The organism is Collinsella aerofaciens, from assembly GCF_964243765.1.
Classification (GTDB): Bacteria; Actinomycetota; Coriobacteriia; order Coriobacteriales; family Coriobacteriaceae; genus Collinsella; species Collinsella aerofaciens_BU.
Genome location: NZ_CAXTGI010000002.1, coordinates 239,591 through 257,947 on the forward strand (window position 1 = coordinate 239,591; position 18,357 = coordinate 257,947).

Annotated in this window: 15 protein-coding genes and 4 tRNA genes; 2 read left to right on the forward strand and 17 right to left on the reverse strand. The window is 56.3% G+C overall.

The features are described 5' to 3' along the window. Positions 1 to 60 precede the first annotated feature (60 nt). The 10 genes from ACESSC_RS02610 to ACESSC_RS02655 all read right to left on the reverse strand — a co-directional run bounded on the left by ACESSC_RS02610 (position 61) and on the right by ACESSC_RS02655 (position 5,993). Complete coding sequence (locus ACESSC_RS02610; RefSeq protein ID WP_373161088.1) at positions 61 to 744, reverse strand: site-2 protease family protein; 684 nt, start codon at positions 742 to 744, stop codon at positions 61 to 63. Positions 745 to 753: 9 nt separating this feature from the next. Then, positions 754 to 1,050 carry a hypothetical protein gene (locus ACESSC_RS02615; RefSeq protein ID WP_373161089.1) on the reverse strand — a complete coding sequence of 99 codons (297 nt, stop codon included), beginning with the start codon at positions 1,048 to 1,050 and terminating at the stop codon, positions 754 to 756. After that, on the reverse strand, positions 1,037 to 3,070 hold the full coding sequence (locus ACESSC_RS02620) for an ABC-F family ATP-binding cassette domain-containing protein (protein WP_373161090.1): 2,034 nt from the start codon (positions 3,068 to 3,070) through the stop codon (positions 1,037 to 1,039). The genes ACESSC_RS02615 and ACESSC_RS02620 overlap by 14 nt, the downstream gene beginning before the upstream one ends. 75 nt (positions 3,071 to 3,145) lie before the next feature. Further along, a tRNA-Ala gene (locus ACESSC_RS02625) sits at positions 3,146 to 3,218 on the reverse strand. Between the two features lie 200 nt (positions 3,219 to 3,418). After that, positions 3,419 to 3,494, reverse strand: a tRNA-Ile gene (locus ACESSC_RS02630). 200 nt (positions 3,495 to 3,694) lie between these two features. Further along, positions 3,695 to 3,767, reverse strand: a tRNA-Ala gene (locus ACESSC_RS02635). Positions 3,768 to 4,105: 338 nt separating this feature from the next. After that, a tRNA-Val gene (locus tag ACESSC_RS02640) sits at positions 4,106 to 4,180 on the reverse strand. A gap of 138 nt (positions 4,181 to 4,318) precedes the next feature. Next, positions 4,319 to 5,107 (reverse strand): DUF3825 domain-containing protein, encoded by a 789-nt coding sequence (locus tag ACESSC_RS02645; RefSeq protein WP_373161091.1) that lies wholly within the window; start codon positions 5,105 to 5,107, stop codon positions 4,319 to 4,321. A 216-nt stretch (positions 5,108 to 5,323) separates the two neighbouring features. Beyond that, positions 5,324 to 5,707 (reverse strand): HepT-like ribonuclease domain-containing protein, encoded by a 384-nt coding sequence (locus tag ACESSC_RS02650; protein WP_215694955.1) that lies wholly within the window; start codon positions 5,705 to 5,707, stop codon positions 5,324 to 5,326. Then, the gene (locus ACESSC_RS02655; protein WP_215694956.1) at positions 5,694 to 5,993 is read right to left on the reverse strand and encodes a nucleotidyltransferase family protein; all 300 of its coding nucleotides are present in this window, start codon (positions 5,991 to 5,993) and stop codon (positions 5,694 to 5,696) included. The genes ACESSC_RS02650 and ACESSC_RS02655 overlap by 14 nt, the downstream gene beginning before the upstream one ends. A gap of 534 nt (positions 5,994 to 6,527) precedes the next feature. Here ACESSC_RS02655 and ACESSC_RS02660 point away from each other — a divergent pair. Then, complete coding sequence (locus ACESSC_RS02660; RefSeq protein ID WP_338404348.1) at positions 6,528 to 6,878, forward strand: Abi family protein; 351 nt, start codon at positions 6,528 to 6,530, stop codon at positions 6,876 to 6,878. Positions 6,879 to 7,275: 397 nt separating this feature from the next. Here ACESSC_RS02660 and ACESSC_RS02665 read toward each other — a convergent pair whose 3' ends face one another. From ACESSC_RS02665 to ACESSC_RS02690, 6 genes are all read right to left on the reverse strand, one after another. Further along, entirely contained in the window at positions 7,276 to 7,992 is a 717-nt protein-coding gene (locus ACESSC_RS02665; protein ID WP_215694544.1) for a YfbU family protein, read from the reverse strand. A gap of 875 nt (positions 7,993 to 8,867) precedes the next feature. Next, positions 8,868 to 9,383, reverse strand: a complete 516-nt coding sequence (locus ACESSC_RS02670) for a GNAT family N-acetyltransferase (RefSeq protein WP_158564859.1) — start codon at positions 9,381 to 9,383, stop codon at positions 8,868 to 8,870. A 41-nt stretch (positions 9,384 to 9,424) separates the two neighbouring features. Further along, on the reverse strand, positions 9,425 to 10,612 hold the full coding sequence (locus ACESSC_RS02675; protein ID WP_158564858.1) for a hypothetical protein: 1,188 nt from the start codon (positions 10,610 to 10,612) through the stop codon (positions 9,425 to 9,427). Next, positions 10,605 to 10,985, reverse strand: coding sequence for an ASCH domain-containing protein (locus tag ACESSC_RS02680; RefSeq protein ID WP_117794300.1), 381 nt, complete (start codon positions 10,983 to 10,985; stop codon positions 10,605 to 10,607). Before ACESSC_RS02680 ends, ACESSC_RS02675 begins: the two co-directional genes overlap by 8 nt. A 365-nt stretch (positions 10,986 to 11,350) precedes the next feature. Next, positions 11,351 to 12,706: an RES family NAD+ phosphorylase gene (locus ACESSC_RS02685; RefSeq protein WP_346976608.1), complete on the reverse strand. Its 1,356-nt coding sequence runs from the start codon at positions 12,704 to 12,706 to the stop codon at positions 11,351 to 11,353. A 653-nt stretch (positions 12,707 to 13,359) separates the two neighbouring features. Then, the gene (locus ACESSC_RS02690) at positions 13,360 to 14,784 is read right to left on the reverse strand and encodes a reverse transcriptase domain-containing protein (protein WP_215674428.1); all 1,425 of its coding nucleotides are present in this window, start codon (positions 14,782 to 14,784) and stop codon (positions 13,360 to 13,362) included. A 567-nt stretch (positions 14,785 to 15,351) separates the two neighbouring features. Between ACESSC_RS02690 and ACESSC_RS02695 the strand changes: the two genes are divergently transcribed. Then, positions 15,352 to 16,641 (forward strand): hypothetical protein, encoded by a 1,290-nt coding sequence (locus ACESSC_RS02695; protein WP_215674425.1) that lies wholly within the window; start codon positions 15,352 to 15,354, stop codon positions 16,639 to 16,641. A gap of 562 nt (positions 16,642 to 17,203) precedes the next feature. Here ACESSC_RS02695 and ACESSC_RS02700 read toward each other — a convergent pair. Further along, on the reverse strand, positions 17,204 to 18,331 hold the full coding sequence (locus ACESSC_RS02700) for a hypothetical protein (protein ID WP_215674423.1): 1,128 nt from the start codon (positions 18,329 to 18,331) through the stop codon (positions 17,204 to 17,206). Positions 18,332 to 18,357 lie beyond the last annotated feature (26 nt).

The following is an 18,357-nucleotide window of genomic DNA, read 5'->3' on the forward strand; positions in this document are numbered from 1 at the left end:
TCGCGGCGCGGTTTGGGTGCATATTACGACCGTTTTGCACGGTCGACCTGTAAGTTTACCTTAGATGCCGGCGATTGCGAAGTTGAGCAGCTGCTCAGCAAGCGGATACACGGTAACGTCGAAATAGCGGCCGATCACGTCGATGCCGGTCCACATGGGCAGCAGATACAGCACAATGATGAGGATGGGCATGGCGTATTGCTGCAGGTGGTAGTAGTTGTTGAGCGCCTTGCCTTTGAGGAACGGCACGATAATCGACGAGCCATCGAGCGGCGGGATTGGGATGAGGTTGAAGAACGCGAGTGACAGGTTGACCACGATAAACGTGGCGCCGAAGTTCATGATCTGCGACGCCAGGGCAAAGGACATGCTGGTGTAGAGGCTGCCGTACGTTGCGTGCATGAGGGCGGCAGCGAGGCACGCGAGTGCGATGTTCGACGCGGGGCCGGCCGCGCTCACCAGGACCTCGTCGCGCTTGGGGTGCTTGAGGTTGTTGAGGTAGACGGGCACGGGCTTGGCGAAGGCGAACACCGGGCCGCCGGCCGCGAGCATGAGCAGCGGCAGGATGATGGTGCCAAACGGGTCGATATGGTTAAGCGGGTTGAGCGACACGCGGCCGCGCGAACGGGCCGTCTTGTCGCCGAGCGCCCAGGCCGCGGCGGCGTGCGCGCTCTCGTGGATCACGATGCCCACGATGACGGCAACGGCGCTGGCGAGCAGATTCATGAGGTAGCTGCTGATCATGGCGATCTCCTAGCGGACGCGGCGCGAGGCGCGCGTGAGCAGGTGGTCGATCACAAACAGGATCACGGCGACGATGGCGTAATCCAGGCGGAACACGCCGCCGAAGGGAGAAGTGATGACGCCGTAGCCGGCGATGGCGCTCGGCAGGGCGCGCGAAAGCTCGACGACAAAGCCCACGATCTGCAGCTTGGCGGTCAGGCCGCTAAAACACAGCAGCACGGTCATCGCGCTCATAAAAATGCCGCAGATGCGACAGGCGATGGCGATGATGCTCATCGCCACGGCAGCGGCCTTACGAGAGTTCACGCGCGGTCTCCTCTTCGATCTGGGTGGAAAGCTCCAGCCATTCGTCTTCGAGCTTGGGCAGCTCTTGCTTAAGGCCGTTATATTCCCCCAGCGCGGCGTTGAACTTATCCTGATCGGCATAAAGTTCTTCGCTCGCCATCAATTCCATAAGCTCGTCATAGCGGGCGCGCTTTTTGTCGAGCTCGGCCTCGATCTTCTTGAGCTGGTTACGCACGCCCTTGAGCTTTTTGTTGAGCGCGGCGCGGGCCTGAGCCTCGGCGCGTTTTTGCTCCTTGGTCTTTTTGCGCTCGGCAGGCTTGGGGGCGGCGACGGGGGTGTCGGCCTGGGCGGCGCTGGCCTTGGTGGACTTGGTCGTGGCCGGCGCGCTCTCCGTGGACGCCTCGGCGGCGGCGCGGGCTGCGAGGTCCTCACGCTTGTAGAGGTAGTAGTCGTAGTCACCGTCGAAGACCGTGACCTTGCCATCGCGGATGTCGATCACGCGGTTGGCCACGGCGCGCACCAGGTGCTCGTCGTGGCTGATCAGCACGATGGTGCCGGGGAAGTTTTGCAGGGCGTTCTCGAGCATATCCACCGAGTCGATGTCCAGGTGGTTGGTGGGCTCGTCTAGGCACAGGAGCGCCTCGGGGGCCACGAGCATCTTTGCCAGGGCCAGACGCGCCTTTTCGCCTCCGGAGAGGACGCGAACCTGCTTTTCGATGGAATCGTTGTCGCTAAACAGGAAGGCGCCCAGCAGACTGCGCTGCTGCGGCACGGTCCACTTGGGCGTAACAGTGTCGATCTCTTGCAGGACGGTGTTGGACTCGGTCATGCCCTCGAGCGCGTGCTGGGCGTAGTAGGCTACGCCCACGTTGGTGCCCAGGTCCCGGGTGCCGGTGGTGGGCGGCTCCAGGCCGGCGAGGATCTTCATGAGGGTGGACTTGCCGGCGCCGTTGGGGCCAACGAGTGCCACGTGTTCGCCGCGGTAGAGCTTGAGGTCGATGTCGTTGTAGATGTGCTTGTCGCCGTAGGACTTGGAGACGCCCTCGAGCCCCACGACCATGTCGCCGGAGCGCGGCGGGTCAGGGAACTTAAAGTTGATGTGCTTGTGGCCCTCGGGCAGGATGACGAGCTCCTTTTTGATCTGCTCGATCTTGCGGATGCGCTCCTGAGCCTGGGCGGCCTTGGTGGGCTTGTAGCGGAACTTGTCGACGAAGACCTGCATGTGGGCGATGTCGCGCTCCTGGGCGGCGCGCTTGGCGCGCATTTGCTCCAGGTTGTCCTCGCGCTGCTTGAGGTAGCTGCTGTAGTTGCCGGTGTAGGTGGTCACGCGGCGGTTCTCGAGTGCGGCGACGTGGTCGACACAGGCGTCCATGAAGGCTCGGTCGTGGCTGACGATGAGGACGGCGCCGTCGTAGTTGGCGATAAAGCCGCGCAGCCATTGGACGCTCTCGAGGTCCAGGTGGTTGGTGGGCTCGTCCAGCAGCAGCAGGTCGGGGTGGCGCAGGAAGAGCTTGGCGAGCGCGATGCGCATCTGCCAGCCGCCCGAGAACTCGGAGCACGGGCGCTCAAAGTCGGTGACCTTAAAGCCCAGGCCGGACAGGATTTTGCGGGCGTTGCTCTCGAGCTCGTAGCCGCCCAGGTGCTCAAAGCGGTCCTGGACCTGGCCGTACTCGTTAAGGAGCGCGTCGACGTCCTTGCCCTGCTCGGAGAGCTCGGCGATCTGGGCCTGCAGCTCGTTGGCGCGCTCGCCCATGCGGCGGATTTCCTTGGCGGCGGCCATGACCTCGGCGAGGATAGTGGTGTCCTTGTGCTCTAGGTTGGTTTCCTGCTCTAGGTAGCCCACCTGGCAGTCCTTGGCGTACTGGACCTGGCCGGAGTCGGGACTGTCGATGCCCATGATGATTTTGAGCATGGTGGTTTTGCCGGCGCCGTTGGGGCCCACGAGCGCGAAGCGCTCGCCGGGGTTGATCTGGAAGGACGCGCCACTAAAGAGGACGCGCGCGCCGAAGCTTTTTTCGATCTTGTCGACCAGGAGGATCATGCTGCCGCCTTTGACCTTGTGTTCCTATATGAAAAAAGGCCCCAACTTGCGTTGGAGCCTCATTCAATGCTCGGGTGGAGACGAGGGGGATCGAACCCCTGACCTCTTGACTGCCAGTCAAGCGCTCTCCCAGCTGAGCTACGCCCCCGTGCGAAGAAGTACTATACGGGAACTCGGACCACGATGCAAGGACAATTTTGGAAAAACTTTCCGCCGCGGCGTCCCGGCAGCCGACCCGGGGCGCCCGGAAGCTGGCAGGACGGCCTTCTATCGACCGATATGTAAGCTATATAAAAGAAAGAAAAAAAGAAAGAAGGCCAGACATAGTGCCTGGCCTTCTGGAAATTCTGGTGGGCCCTCCGGGATTCGAACCCAGAACCCAGGGATTATGAGTCCCCTGCGCTAACCGTTGCGCCAAGAGCCCTTGTAGTTAGTGGCTGTGATAGTAATGTCGGCTATCCATTTGCATTAGTTTTGCACCACGAGGAGAAATACTACCATGCACGCGACGGTCGTTCAACGCACGATCTTGTCGACAAGGAGGATCATGGTGCCGCCTTTGACCTTGTGTGCCTATATGAAAAAAGGCCCCAACTTGCGTTGGAGCCTCATTCAATGCTCGGGTGGAGACGAGGGGGATCGAACCCCTGACCTCTTGACTGCCAGTCAAGCGCTCTCCCAGCTGAGCTACGCCCCCGTGCGAAGAAGTACTATACGGGAACTCGGACGGCGATGCAAGGACAATTTTTGAAAAACTTTTCGCGACGTCCCGGTGGCCGAACGGGAAGGCGGCGGCATGTGCCCGCGGGGAGCTTTACGGCCAGGACGACGGCCAGCGGGTAAGTACCGGAAGTAAACCAAACGCTGACCAAAAAAACGGAAGATAACGTCAGTAAATGAAGCGCGCACGTGAAGCGCGTTCAAAAAACGGCGTCTCGGACAACATGGATTCGATTGTGATGTCAGTTTTGATGCCATCTTTGGTGTCAAAAAGAAAAAGGCCAGAGGCTTAACACCTCTGACCTGCGCTTTAGATGGTGGGCGATACAAGATTCGAACTTGTGACCCCATCCGTGTGAAGGATATGCTCTACCCCTGAGCCAATCGCCCGTCGCCTTTCGGCAAAAGAGATACTATCATAGCCGCGCGTGGTTTACCAAGTACTTTTTGCCCACGATTTTAAATTAGTGGGCGTTGGCCGCTCTGGCGCAGTCCAAATAAACAGCAAACCAGCAGCTCAACGCGCCTTTATCGCTTGATCCACGAGGTCTCGGGGCGGCAGATGAGTCGCGCATTGTTGTAGGCCATCTCGAGCGTGAGACAGGTGCGCGCGGCGTAGAAGCCGTCCTCGCGTTGGATGGTCAGCGCCAGCTCGGGCTTGTCGCCGGTTAGGCACAGCGGCAGAAGCAGTTGAATCCGGCCACCGTAGAACTGCGGCACGGCGAGCGTGTAGTTGGTGGCGGCGCGGCGGGCGGCCTCGACGACGGCGCCCTCAAAGGCGCGGCGCAGCAGCAGCGAGTTGCCCTCCCCCATCAGGCTGGCGGGGATGCGCGTGAGGTTTTCCTCGTCGCCCAGGATGTGGTCGATGTTGGAGCGGATCGGCAGACGGTAGTCAAAGACCAGCTCGGAGGGGTCCTCGGTAAAGCGCACACGGCACGGCAGGTACTCAAACGAGACCAGCATGGGGTCGCTTTCCTTAAAGAAGCCCTTCAAAAACCAGCGCTGGCGCGCGTCGGGCCTGGTGTTGGGCTCAAACAGGCCGTAGATGGTCTCGTAGCGGCGCGTGTACAGGCCGGTGTTGAACAGGCAGCGGTCGCCGTCGAACACCAACGGCAGGTTGGACGGCGCGGTCTGGTTCACGTCGCGTTCGGTCAGAAACACCGCGCGGCTAAACGAGAACGACAGGTAATTCTTAAGGATACGGTTGTTGGGACCCCAGTCCTCGGGATCGGCGAGGTCTACCAGGCGGTCGTAACAGGGCTCGGGGCAAAACGCAAAGTCGTAGACATTGCTGCACAGGGTGTTGGGGATCTCCATGTGGCGTCCAATCCAATTGATAGCTGGCGGGCGGATGCTTTGATTCTATACGGGCGACACGTCGCCGGTACGCGCAACGCAATTGCATCGAGGTTTTTTGGCGAGTTAGGCCATCGCCGGCGTGATAAGGTTGGCCCCTCGGTACGGGCGTCGATCGTGCAGCCGTCGACCACCAGCGCTTGGGATACCAAAGGAGCCGCGTCAGCCAAGGCTGCATCAGCTCTGGCGCTGTCTGAAGATACGCAACGCTTTCTCTAGCTCAGGAATATCATCGACGATAACTTTCCATGCAAGGGATCGATCGACTTCTCGATATCCATGTGCTACGTATCCATGTGCTACGAAATTTCGAAAACCCCCAATATCGTTCCAAGGATACTCCGGAAAAGCCGATTGGATCTCATCGGAAAGATGGAGTGCATCCTCGGCGATTCTGTAGACGGGGCTCATGATCGCGTCGTAAGCAAGCTCACCTTCCTCGCTCCGATCGCTAACGAAAGAGTTTTCCGTGGCATCAAAATAATCGATTCGTCTAGCCAGAGTTTCGCAATCGGAAAGAATGACCCCGATGAGCTCCTCGTCCCGTTTACGCCGCTTCATAGAGACGCACCTCATCCTTTTCAATGCTCTTGCGAAATGCAGGGCGCATATGCTCGGGAGGGTTGGTGACAATCTCAACATCTCGCCCGAGCTCTTCTTCGAGCTCAAGGGAGAGTTCGTATAGCGTGCCGAACGTCATTGTTTCACCGCAGACAAGACGCAAATCAATATCGCTATCTGGCGTTTGCTCGCCACGGGCGAAGGAGCCAAATAGGTATGCCTCGCGGACGTCGTAACGAGACAGCACACGAGAAACAGCAGCGGATATGTCGACAAGCGTAATCATGTCTCAATTTTACTTACCGATTGAAAGGATGGCAATCGCCATGCGCCCGTTCCACAGGCCGGTGATTAGAGAGGGGCTGTATCCGGTAGTATGCGGCAAAATCTGAAGATGCCATACGCGAGGGAGATTGGCAAAGTCTCTAACCGTGGTATTGTTGACAAAAATCGGGTTGTGCTCAGGGATTGCTAATTTTTCCTCGCGCTTCCGAAATATAGGCATTTTGGCAGCGATCTGAGGTGCCTTTGAGCGCCATGCCGATGTCGCCGAGCCAAGAGCAATTGGTTAACGGACAAGCTGGGGCACGCGTTCTAGTATTTCAATAGCCAATGCCGAGGGGACACGTTAAGATGAAGCCAGTAAACCCGCCCGGCCCCTGCTTAGCATGCACACTGGCGGGTCTTTTTTTCAAATTCTAGGAGCCGAGATGAAGTACGAGAAGCCATTCCTCACCTACGACGAGCAGGCGGACCTGCTGATCTCGCGCGGCCTCATGGCAGACCGAGAAGAACTCGTCGGCAAGATCGAGCGCGTGGGATAACAGCAGGCACGCTCGGAGTTAGCGCCAAGGTGGCCGAATCCTGGCTCGTGGCGCTCAACACTGTGAGGAACTGCTGTGCCCACCATAGCCGCCTCTGGAACAAGACGCTCGGCACCAAACCCATGATCCCAAGGGATGACACCGCCTGGCACGAGCCCCACGAGGTCGGCAACCACAAGATGTTCGGCACGCTCACTGTACTCAGCTACATGCTCGAAACCATCGCGCCGGCCACCTCATGGAGGTCGCGCCTCCTCGATCTCATGGAAGAGAGGCTGCCTCGCGAGGAATGGCGAGCCATGGGCTTCGGAGACGGGTTGATTTCCGATCTCAGCCGAACACATTGATCGGATAGGCCGTTTCCGTAGCCAGCCGAACCCCCCCCCCGAGTCCCCTCCCGGGACTCGGGGGCGGCATTTTCCCAGTTGAAGGAACGGTGGAGATGCTTTTCGATGGGTCCGGTGGCCATGCTCCGCCCTCCGCCCGGCACCTCTTCCCAGACTCAGCCGGACGGTCGCCCCGCCTATTCCGTTTTCCCCTTCAGGCTAGGACAGCGGGGCATCGCCCCTCTATGCGCGCGCGCCCTATCAGCCCCGGCGTCAGGTCGAGCTCGCCGAGCGGCACGTCCTCCACGCCGTAGGCCCTCGGCAGCTCCCGGCCGTCCCGTGGACACTCCAGCCCTTGATGTATTCGTTGATGTACTACAGAATTCGTCCGATGTCTTCAGACATCGGCTGCTCCCTCTTAGTAGCCAGAGTCGTAGCGCTGCGCAGCGATGACCTTCTCGATCTCGGCGAGGCCGAGGAAGCGGTCGCCGAGCATATGCTTGCGCCAGAGGGGCCTGAAGCAGTGAAGCATGCGGCGGTACATCTCGAGGCGGGGACCATGCGAGTTCCCGCCATCCGAATACTTCCTTAGAGGCTCCGCGAGCTCCTCATAGCGCTTGTCCGCAAGGAGGTGCTTCACGTAGCCGGCGAGACGCCCCTCCTCCATGTCGTTGTAGTCGAAGCCTTGAGGCGAGATGTCGCGCTCGTCCACCTCGGCCTTCTCATCTTCAGGCAGGTCCTCGTATGAGGCCCTGAGGACGCCGAACATGTCGAGGATGTCGTACAGCTCCTCGCAGCGGGAGTTGGGAATCTCCGGTCGAAGCACGGCGAATGCCTCCGGGTACTCGCGCACGTAGCCCTTCTCGAATATCTGTGCATTGCGCTTGTGGTAAGCGGCATCCTCCTCATACTCCGAGAGGGCGGCAAGGATGAGCTCCTGGTCGCGGAGGATGAGGCGGTTGACCGGCGCTATGGTCAGCGGGGCCATCTCCTCGGGGTAATCAGTGCGGGGGCTGCCCACAATTGATTCGAGGGCTTCGGTGACCACTCCTGAGATGGTGCCACCCGATTCGTGGGCCAATCCCTCGAGTTTGGCCTTGAGGTCATCACTGACTCGGATAGAGATGGTTGCCATTGTCTACCTCCTTAATGGTGTCCTACAGTCATGTATTACTGTATTACACTTACACGGTGACGTCAAATAGTCGGAGCCTGCCGGTTTGTGACCGGCCTGGAGAATGCTCGCAGCGGCAATCGTTGCGGGCATTTATCTTGCCCGCACGGGATGCGGGAGGTTCAGACGTGGAGTCCTCCAATCTCCCGGGGCCGGCTGATTCGGCCCTCAGGGCATCGGATTCCCACATTCATCCGTACATGTACGGATGAATGTGGGAGGTGTTCGGATGAAGTTGATATACAAGGGGCTTCGGAGACAGTTGGGGGAAGTGCCCTGTCTGGTTAAAGTGGCTAATCAACGAAAAGGCCGATGAATGCTTCAACGAAGAGACCCATCAGAACGAAGGGCAGCAGGACTAGACAAAGGGGCGCGGTCAGCAGCGTGGTCATGCCCAATGGCAGCGCTTGTTGCGGCTGCTCGCGCGTTATGCCAGGATCTCGTGCACGCGCTTCTGCACCGTCGAGTAAAGGCTACGAACGAGGTGGGGCACGCTATGGCTGTCATATATTTGGTAACTAAAACTGTCCGTTCAATAGCAGGGGCGCGCCGGCGTTAGCCGGTGCACCCCTGCTTTGGGAAACATGAAACCCGCTTTTAATCGGTTGCCCGCTTAGCTCAAAGCAAGAACAACCGCCACGACAATGCATGCGATACCGAGCAGCGGCGTGCGGCACCCAGAAGCGCTGCTCCCAGCAGGTGTAGCGAAGGCCAAGGCGCCCCTTATCGCACGGTCAACCCAAAACAGGACAGGGGTCCAGAAATTCTGGACCCCTGTCCTGCAGTAACCCGAAATGAACGGCCTGCATCTTTCTAGGTTTTGTCATTCGACGGAACTACCGAAACACCAGATCAAGAGACGACCTCACATCAAACGTTTCGGCAATGCCGGTACTGGACGCAAGGGTACCGTTATAGAAAAACTCGCTTGCACCCTCCCGGTAAAGGTTCCGATACTCCGCCATCGCCTCAAACCCAAATTTCTCAAGCAGGGGAGATAGGGACGGCATTACCTCCTGGGGAACCGTTATAAGAGGCCTCTCATCATCAAGGAGCTCGATGGAGGCCGCGATCAGCGCAGTCCCTACTCCCCGTCCGCGGTGGTTGGCGTCCACGCGCAGCGAGCAAATCTTCTTTTCCGCGCCGTCGTCTTTGACGATACAGATGCCGGCCATTCTGTCTCCCGAGATGGCCTTCAGCACCCATCTGGAGGATCCGATGCCCGGGAGGACCTTCGCACGATACCATCCATCAAACCCCGGATAATACCGCTTGAAGCTGCCGCGGCAAATTGCGTGCAGCCGCCCTACCTCGGTTTTGTTCTCGACGGAAACGATTTTCAGTCTTTCCATGACGACCCCTCCTCTCTCTTCAGATATAGAATACCATTGCGTCAGGGCCGAAAACGTCGGCCATGCGGTTTCCGAACTCTGAACACACCGAACACAACGAGGAGAACGGCGCACGCCGCGAGGCTGGCGCCAGAAGCTCCGATTGCCCCAAGCCAAGTCAAATCGCAGAGCACGGTCGCAAGTACGTTGGTAAACACGGAAAACGCAGTCAGGAAGAGTAAATACAGGGCGATCGTACCCCAATTGCACACCGAATAGCTCAGCTTGAGGTACATCTTGTAACCGTCCCCTGGCCTGTTGATCTTTTTCTTCCAATGCCATGCCACCACGTCAGAGGCTGAGAGCCCCTCTGGCAGGTAGCCTCCCCACACGCTATCCCCTTCCAGCAGACGTTTTTCATGAAGGTCCTCGAAGGACTCAACGGCAACGCTCGTCCGCGCCATGAGGAGGGTGTGCACGGTGACGGATTTAAGAGGATAGGCGTCCGGGTCCACGCCGTCGACCTTCTCCCTCATCTCATCGCTCAGCGTCCGGTAGTCGTTGATCCTGAGATCGATCGCCTCCTCCCGGCTGAACGCACTGGTAAACAACCTGTCACGAGAGTCGTTCCGTTTGGCCAAACCGCTATTTTGATCGATGTATAAGCGAAATCTCACGTAAACCCTGCGGGACTCGCCGCCAACCTCTCTCGCAATATGGGGGAAATCTATATTGATGACGGTTGCCGCGCCGCCGTCGCACTCTTCGAACTTCAGCACGTCGCACGACAAAAGGAGAAACGGACCCCTGCTTTCATCGTTCGCAAGATTCACCTCGACATAGCGTGAGGTAAAATCGACTTCGGAAACGCGGCACCGATCGTTGAATATCGCGCCCAGGGTCTCTTTGTTCAGCTTCGGCATCAAATCAGAAAAGCAGCTCTTATCTATTTTGAAGGGGCAGTAAAGGGATATTCCCTTGATAGAATCGAGAATCGAAACGTCTCCCTTCAGGTCTTCGGATTTCTCGTCGCCTTGAGCGGTATCGCCCGCTTTCCCGTCGTCCTGACCATCGGAGCAGGCGGGCGATAGCATCAGGCCGAAATCGAATGCCGTTGTACTCGATTTCCCGTGCTCCAGGCTATCCGCAATCCAGAGATTTATGTTGACCATCGCCTCGATACCCTGGCCGTCGACGCGATCTTTTCCGCCGCCCTCGTTAGGTCGGCACCAAAAAGCGAAGCTATTCATCTTCCTCACTCAGATAGCAAAACGACTGCGGCGGCCTAACGAGACCCACCTTTTCTATTGGAAATGGATGGTCATACGCAACCGGATGGGATAACAGCAACGCGCCGGCCATCTCCATGCCGTAGAAATAACTCTCGAACTCGAATTTGGAAATCCCTCCGAACGAAGACGTCTGCCGCCAGAGCTCCCCCTTTTCCAAAAAGGGCATGGACTCCACCCCCGCCTCGCCGATGATCCTCGAAACGGGAGATGTTGCGTAGATGACGATACCCGATATCGGTTTTGTCGGCAGCCTTCTCCTGTACTCGCATTTCTTCTCTCCCGACAGAATGAGTCGCGCGAATCTCGGATGTATGGAAACTAAGGCTTTCACTGCGGCACCCTCCCTCTATCGACTCAATTATAAAGAGTCGGATCGACGCACGCCGTTCCACAGCCCTTCCTTTAACGAAGGAAAACCGAACACGACGAATCTTCCCATTACAGTCAGAAATGAGCTATTCGATATCTCGTTGATGCATTTCCCCGGTGTCGGATACGATGCAAGCAAGCCCGTCTGGGCCGCCGATCGGGCGTCCCCCCACATTGTAAAATGCGTTCGCTAGAATCGGCTCATTTACCCGTAGAGAGGGCTAGCGCCCATGGTCGACCACGCCGACGTAGCTTGCAATCTCCCCAAGCGCGCACATGAGCTCATCGAAGAAGCCGACCACATCGAATCCAGCTGTAATGCCAGCCTCATTCGATGGGAGTCACGTGCATGGAGACGATGCGGAACAAGCCGTCGTCCCAAACCACGTAGTTGCTGTACGTCTTGCTGCCGTAGTATTTGATTCCGTCGATGCCGGCATGACGGCAGCATTGGGCGACGAAGTTCGGCACGAGGTACTCCGGCGGGATGACCTGGTCGGTGTTGGTGAATGGGAACCGAAGGTACTTCAGGAAGTAGTTTGTCCCGCGGCCCACGCCGGAAAGGTCGATGAGGCGGACGTCGCGCCTGCCCTCTATCTCGGCGACCTGGGCCTCGTCCCCCGAACCGTGCTTCCCAATCTCCTGCATCGCGCCGTGCTCTGTGTCGGAGAAGTAGTAGTAAGCCTTCTGCGGGCCGTTAAACCTTCCCGCTTTCACAAGTAGGCGGGGCGCTTTGACCATGTCGTCCTTAAGGTACGAGGCCGTCCCTGCGGGTTTCAGCCGAGCGTGGTAATAGACCGGCCTGTCGAACGAAATCGCATCCCTCCAGTCCCGAACCGTCTCCCAGATAAGCCTACCGGCCTTGCAATCCCTTGCGAAGGCGGGATCATCCGAGCAAAGCTGCTGAAGCTTCATCATGTCAACCTCGGTCAGCCCCTCAAGGAAGGACAGGGACGAGGTCAGGACGTTGAACGAGCGAACGCTCGCGGACACCACGCCGGAATCATCGCCGACGCAATTGCAGGGCCCGGGGTCCGTCTCGGCGTCCGCCGCAAGCAGCCTCTTTCCCCTGATGTCGACCGAGACATCCTCGCTAACGGAGAGCCGCTCGAGCGAGACCTTGCTGAGGTTCTTCACGAAGGTCTTGGTACCACGCGGTATCGAGCCGCCGTAGCCGAAATCTCCGAGGGAATCGACAAGCCCGCCGACATTGCCAAGGAGGGCGATGTCGGGACCCCTGACGGTCAGCCCAGAAAGGCTGCTGGCAAGGCTCTCGTAGACGCCGAAGTAGTCTTTAGACGCAAAGCGGTCCGCCATGTCCCGAATGGCGGGGGTCTGGAGCGAGGCCGTACATGCCGCAAGAAGTTCTTGCTGGGCGGAAACAACCTTCATGACCTCGGAAGCTCGATAGGAAGAGAGCCAGCCGCTGGAGTTGATGGAATCGAGGACCGCACGAATGGAGTCGAGGCGGACGCCCGCCGTAATGGACTTGATGCTGTCAACAAAAGTCACGAGGGCCGGCGCCATACTAGCGCAAACCGCCTCGGACGTCTTATGCATCATCTCGGTATATGCGACGGACTCGCTCAGGGCCTTCGCCATGCTGAGCCGCATCGCCTCCGACTCGCGCAGTGCCTCTGAGAGGTCCGTGCGGGCGGATGCAGAATCCTCGCCAGCCCTCATCTCATCTACCGTAGCAATCGACTTTCCTCACCAAATGGCCCGACCTGTCTTCTATCCGAATCGCCATGGCCGCAGCCTGCGTCAGCGGCGACCCGCGACTCGTTTCCCGATTATACCAGCTGCAACCGAGAAGAGCTTTCCCAGGCTCCTGCGCAGGGCAAAAACGAGCACGAAGAAGAGGGCGACTTGGATACCAAGAACGGTCGCGCCTCCTCGATCTTATGGAAGAGAGGCTGCCTCGCGAGGAATGGCGAGCCATGGGCTTCGGAGACGGCCGGGAGAGGCACCCGCTCTGGTCTAAGTGGTTAGTCAACGAAAAGGTCGATGAAAGCTTCAACGAAGAGAGCCGGCAAAACGAAGGTCGGCAGGACCAGACAAAGGGGCCCGGCCAACAGCGTTGCCACGCCCCATGTCAGCTCTTGTTGCAGCCGCTCGCGCGTCATGCCAGGATCTCGTTCGCGCGCTTCTACACCGTTGAGCCTCACCATGCAGCCGAGACGGACAGAAGACCGTGAGCACGGCGAAGAAGACGCGACTGGCTCATCCTTCAATCAATCCAATATATGAAATCAGATGCAGCCCACTCCAAAGACAACTTCGAAGTTCTTGATTTAGCTACAGCTTTACTGTCACTTACAGCGCCTAAATCAGCATCAGCCCCTACCCGTTGCCTTGTTAATTTTCCTATACATCTTGGAAACATGGCCACTAATGGGATCATTCGGAAACGCCTTCTGAGCTCTTGCAACATATGAAAGATAGTTTCCATGGTGGCTTGGGTCCGAAGTGCCTCGCTTGTCACTCGATCTGTTCCCCTTCGGAGAGTAATGCTCGTACAATGCGCTTACGCGCTTTTTACTCGGATGCTTGTCCGGATTATCGGCCAGCCTGCCGATTGATTTAGCAGCACGATAAAACCTGCTGTAAAACCTGCCGACCGTAGATTGGCGAATTCGGACATCTTTACCGTCAAAATCAAATCCCAAAAACGAAACATGATTTCCAGCATGATGCGCGGTTCGCACAACTTCCATTTCTCCTGCGAGCAATGCACCAAGTGAAAGTTGCTCGACCCTCCCATCGTTTACACGGTGGATTTTGGTCTTTTCATCTTGTAGTTCAACTGCAGGAACTCCCTGTGCCAAAGCAAGTGCATTGCTTGCTGTTTTGAGATCCTTGGCTCGGACGATAATGATGAAGTCATCGCAATATCGTATATACCTGCCATTCACGCTGGCAACACACGCGTTAATCTGGGCATCGATATCAAACATATACATGTTCGCCAAGACGCCACTTGTTGCCAGCCCTTGGGGGATGCCCCTCGCATCATGACTTCTTTTCCAAGGCACAACAATCGAAGAACCCTTGTAAGCCGAAAACTCCGCAGGTGTCAAGATGCGCGGTAGCCTGTTAAGACTCCTTAACGCCTTGGATCGAACTTTGGACGCAGAATCGCCAAACGTGAACGGGTCGTCTGGCTGAAGATCAATCCAGCCAAGCCCATTCCTTCTCGCTAAATCGCCAACAGGCCAATAACAGTAATGCAATATGTTTTTCAGGACTTGGTAATGGTCCGGTGGAAGCACGCCCTCGTTAAAGAATCCTCTAACGGCCTTGCGTAAGTAACTATGGTCAAGGTTATCGAAAAAGTGGGTGAAGTCTCCCGTGATAACTAGCGAATCCCCCTGCCCGCGAATGGCATCGATTGCATCTGCAGCAACAGAGCAATTAGTGAGGTGAAATCCGCTTCGATAAGCCGTAGCAACACTGCCGATACCAGTTTCTAAGGCACGACGGTCATATAACTTGCCCCATTGCAGCGCATAATACTGAAAAATCCTATGATCCAAGTGAGATGCATATGCGATATCTCTCGTCTTCAGGATCTTCTTACCGTCCCTGAATCTCACATGGCAAAGCGTATTCGCAATCAAGGGAAGAAATGCGTGACGCTGAATAAAATCTACGTCACAAACCCTCGCCTCGACATCCTTGAATGCGACACGGTAATCGAAATGCGCGTAGCTCTTCTTTATCGCATACCCTGGAATACGAGGCGGGTCGAAATCGTCCACGGGCTCACCGCCTTTAATCAACCTGCTCGGTATATAGGAAGCGGCTCACCCAAACCGAGCAGGCTAACATAAGGTGAAGCGAGTTCACCAACGCAATGCGGCCGCCCATTCCAATGCTTGCCTATGGCATACTAGATGGAGATGCGGAGATAACCGATATGATTATCAGCGCCCTTGCCCAGCTATGCGCAGGCAACGTCGGCATCAATAGTGCGAACGTCGGAATTTCGTCGTTTGCGCTATTGACGGCGATAACGCACCTTTACGCCAAATGCGTAAAGCAATTTTATTGTACCGGAATGCTATCTTGAATCACGCGATCGCATCAGATCAGAAATATAGCCTACCTGAAAGAGAGTTATCGAAACTTACATTGGCATCAGATGCTTGAGGCCTTAGTGTCAATAAATACAGAGCAGCTGCCCACAGCCTAGCGGCGACATCCCGGTCTCGGACGGTCTAACGCTGCCCGAGACCTTCCTCTTATCAAAGCGCCACCGTAAGACGCATGGCTATATCATAAAATGGCACGTATAAACCTCCGTTGATCGAAAGAAAGTCGAGCATATGTCAAGAGTTGACGAAGTTAGAGCAGAGCTGGGCGAGGACAACGTCAACGAGCTTATGGACGCCTACTACACCTCTGGCCTCTCACTGAATGATCTGAGGGAGCTCTATGACCTCCCGAAGAGCTTCACAGACAAGAAGATCGTTGAGCTGTTCCCTATGATTGAGCTGGACGATGGCTGCCCCCTTTGCGGCGGTGCGCTCTTTGCGCCTAGAATCAGCAGGGGCATCAAGGACGTCTCGGCGGACTCGTACTATAAGGATCAGGTCTTCTGCCCAAATTGCGGTAAAACTAGACAGCAAGCAATGCGAGAGCTCGAAGAGTTTGAGCGGAAGTACAGGCTGCGTCGTGCATTCTCAATTGAGCCGAAAGAGTTCGAATGGGCCAAGCGCAATCCTGATAGCCTCACGAGCACAGTATTCGAGGTCCTGATCGAAGTAAGAGGCGGGGGTGGCAATACCTACCTTGGGCCCATCGCAGACCAACCGCTCTTGTTTGGCTTCATCGACGTCTGTAAGGCGCTCAGGGGCGAGGGGTACATTCAACCAACCGCAGCATTCGACAAATGGTTGAGCGGGTTTGAGGAAGAGGAAGACGGCTTCAGCTTCTATTGGTACAAGGTGCCCTTTGCAATCAAGTTGAAAGGCTACACTGCCCACGAGAGAAACCCCATCATCGTCGTAGGTGATCGCGAATACGTCGCGCTTGGTCAGGGTGAGCGCGAGTACTGGCTGCGAACCGCAAAAGGTCTCGTTCTAGCCTACCTCGATGTCCAGCTTGACGATGCGTGCTACGAGTATGAGGGACCGAAGCGCGAAGAGTTTGAAACTCTGCTCGACACCATGCTCCTAGAATACTCGCCCGCACAGATCACCTCGCTCATCTGGAACGCGATGGCGACTGCCGAAAAGCACGCAGAGGAGGGTCCTGCCTACAAAAGAACAGGCAATTGGGCAATGGGTGTCGTCCTCAACCGTGCTAAGAAGGCTCTCTCCGAGCATTGGGATTTGCATCCGAACTTCCCCTCAAGGACGGTTGAGGACACCGAGTTCGAGTGGAACTTCTTCGACGTCCATGTACCCATAGGCGAAACTTGGATGTACAGGAGCGTCCCCGAGGTCACGGGCGGCTGCATAGAAATCAAACATGCAAAGATGCCGAAAGGTGCCGATGCCGCAACAGCGGCCATGATAGCGAAAGCCCGAGAGATCGCTTGGAGAATCGGAACGGGCGAACCCGATTACCTCTCGTACGACGAGACCGACCGGTTCATCAAGCGGTACGAATAACGAAAAAAGAACGACAGTATGAAGTGACTAGCGCACAGCAATTCGCGTGCCACGAACAAGTACTTGATGAAAGCGGCTACCTCCAACGCTCCCGTTAAAAAGGAACAACCCCTGAAAAGACCCTAGGGGACAAGAATCAAGCATGGCTTCAGCAGCCTGGGGTGCCACTGTCCCGCGCCTCAAACAAGTAAATTTGCCGGAGAGAGCCCTCCGACTTCTTCGGGTTGATATTGCTCGCATAAACGTCGGCAAGCCGCGTATACTAACAATATCCGACCCCCTCCTGAGCGCCGTCGCGGTGCCCGCGCTTGACCTGGCCAAGCACCTCGGGGTCGAAGTCGTGGCGGTCGCGCGGCGGATATCCCACGCGGGGCAGCGCATGCACAGGCAGCGAAGCCGAATCCCGCGTTGAACATCTCTTCAATCTTTGGCACGGATAGATACGGGAGAAGTCTCCAGCATCCTCTACGATTTCTCCGAGACGCTTCTGATATCGGCTTCGTTGATATCAGAATGTGCCGAGATGAACCTCCTCTGATGAACCCCAATGCGGCGGTTTCCATTACTTGCTGGTGGCTGGCATGGCTGCGACACGAAATGATTCGATGGCCTCCTCTATTGCATTGGGGTTCATCACCTTGAGCTCGCCGCTGGCGCGCATCTCGCTGATCTCTTCCGAAAGATCATCAATAGCGTAATCCAGGGAATTCGATATTCGAATCGATATCTCTCGGTAAAGCGAGGAAAGGCGCTCCGTTCCTTTATTTTCTTGCGAGTAGAATCGACATCTTCCATTCCACCTTGGCAACCTGCCGTTTTCATTTGAATCCGGCAGGAGGAAGAAGCGCTCTTTTACGATGCCATTCTCGAGGCTAATGTAGCAGGTCGCTGAATTTTCGAAAGCTCTGTTATGGACGATCTCGTTTCTCAGTTCTTCTAAGTACACGGCTTCGGGAAAGTCGTTGCATATATGGCCTTCGTCGCCAGAGTGCGGACTCTTTGACCTGAATTTGGAATATAGGGCCGACTTGTCTGATCGGATTTTCTTGAAGGATTCGAATCGATTGGGAATCCGGTCCAGCTCAAATAGCAGATGGCTGAGAATATCCAATGAAGAATACACCCTAATTATGAACGACTCCACTTCTCTCATCATTGAATGAGACTTTGGAGAGGATACCTTGAATACTCCGTCCGAGATGTCTCCAATGGGCTCGATTTCCCCTAGTGCGCAGAATGCCATCCTCAGTGAGCCCACGGCCTGATCGTACGTTTCGCCAAAGCTATCGGTTAAATACCTTAGATCATCTAGATAGATGAGCCTTCGCGCCTCCTCGAATGAGAAACGTTTGACGTAATCAGCGAACGAATTCCTATCGAAAGTCATTTCGGGACTGAAGCCGCCCTCTGATATTGCAATCGGACAGAAGCGGATGATGGAATAGTAAATCGACTGATTTCCGAACAATCTTTCGATGATGAGATTGTCGAGGTCGATCAATCTCGAATGGATTTGCTCCTGAATGCTGTCATAGGAATCGTATAAAAGATCTTGCGACGGCAAGCTGTACACATAGAAGCCATCAGGTTCATCGTCCAGAGTCCCTTTTGATACTGTTCCTTGTTCAGAATAGTAAGTAATTAATGATCTATCAATCGTATTAGAGAGGTTGCTGGCGTTCAATTCCATGACTTATTCTCCTCTTGTGAATATGC

Coding starts and splice junctions, on each gene's coding strand:
- ACESSC_RS02650 (WP_215694955.1), bottom strand. CDS start 5,707: ATGAAGCGGCGTAAACGGGACGAGGAGCTCATCGGGGTCATTCTTTCC.
- ACESSC_RS02620 (WP_373161090.1), bottom strand. CDS start 3,070: ATGATCCTCCTGGTCGACAAGATCGAAAAAAGCTTCGGCGCGCGCGTC.
- ACESSC_RS02645 (WP_373161091.1), bottom strand. CDS start 5,107: ATGGAGATCCCCAACACCCTGTGCAGCAATGTCTACGACTTTGCGTTT.
- ACESSC_RS02670 (WP_158564859.1), bottom strand. CDS start 9,383: ATGGAAAGACTGAAAATCGTTTCCGTCGAGAACAAAACCGAGGTAGGG.
- ACESSC_RS02695 (WP_215674425.1), top strand. CDS start 15,352: ATGTCAAGAGTTGACGAAGTTAGAGCAGAGCTGGGCGAGGACAACGTC.
- ACESSC_RS02655 (WP_215694956.1), bottom strand. CDS start 5,993: ATGATTACGCTTGTCGACATATCCGCTGCTGTTTCTCGTGTGCTGTCT.
- ACESSC_RS02675 (WP_158564858.1), bottom strand. CDS start 10,612: ATGAATAGCTTCGCTTTTTGGTGCCGACCTAACGAGGGCGGCGGAAAA.
- ACESSC_RS02665 (WP_215694544.1), bottom strand. CDS start 7,992: ATGGCAACCATCTCTATCCGAGTCAGTGATGACCTCAAGGCCAAACTC.
- ACESSC_RS02685 (WP_346976608.1), bottom strand. CDS start 12,706: ATGAGGGCTGGCGAGGATTCTGCATCCGCCCGCACGGACCTCTCAGAG.
- ACESSC_RS02610 (WP_373161088.1), bottom strand. CDS start 744: ATGATCAGCAGCTACCTCATGAATCTGCTCGCCAGCGCCGTTGCCGTC.
- ACESSC_RS02700 (WP_215674423.1), bottom strand. CDS start 18,331: ATGGAATTGAACGCCAGCAACCTCTCTAATACGATTGATAGATCATTA.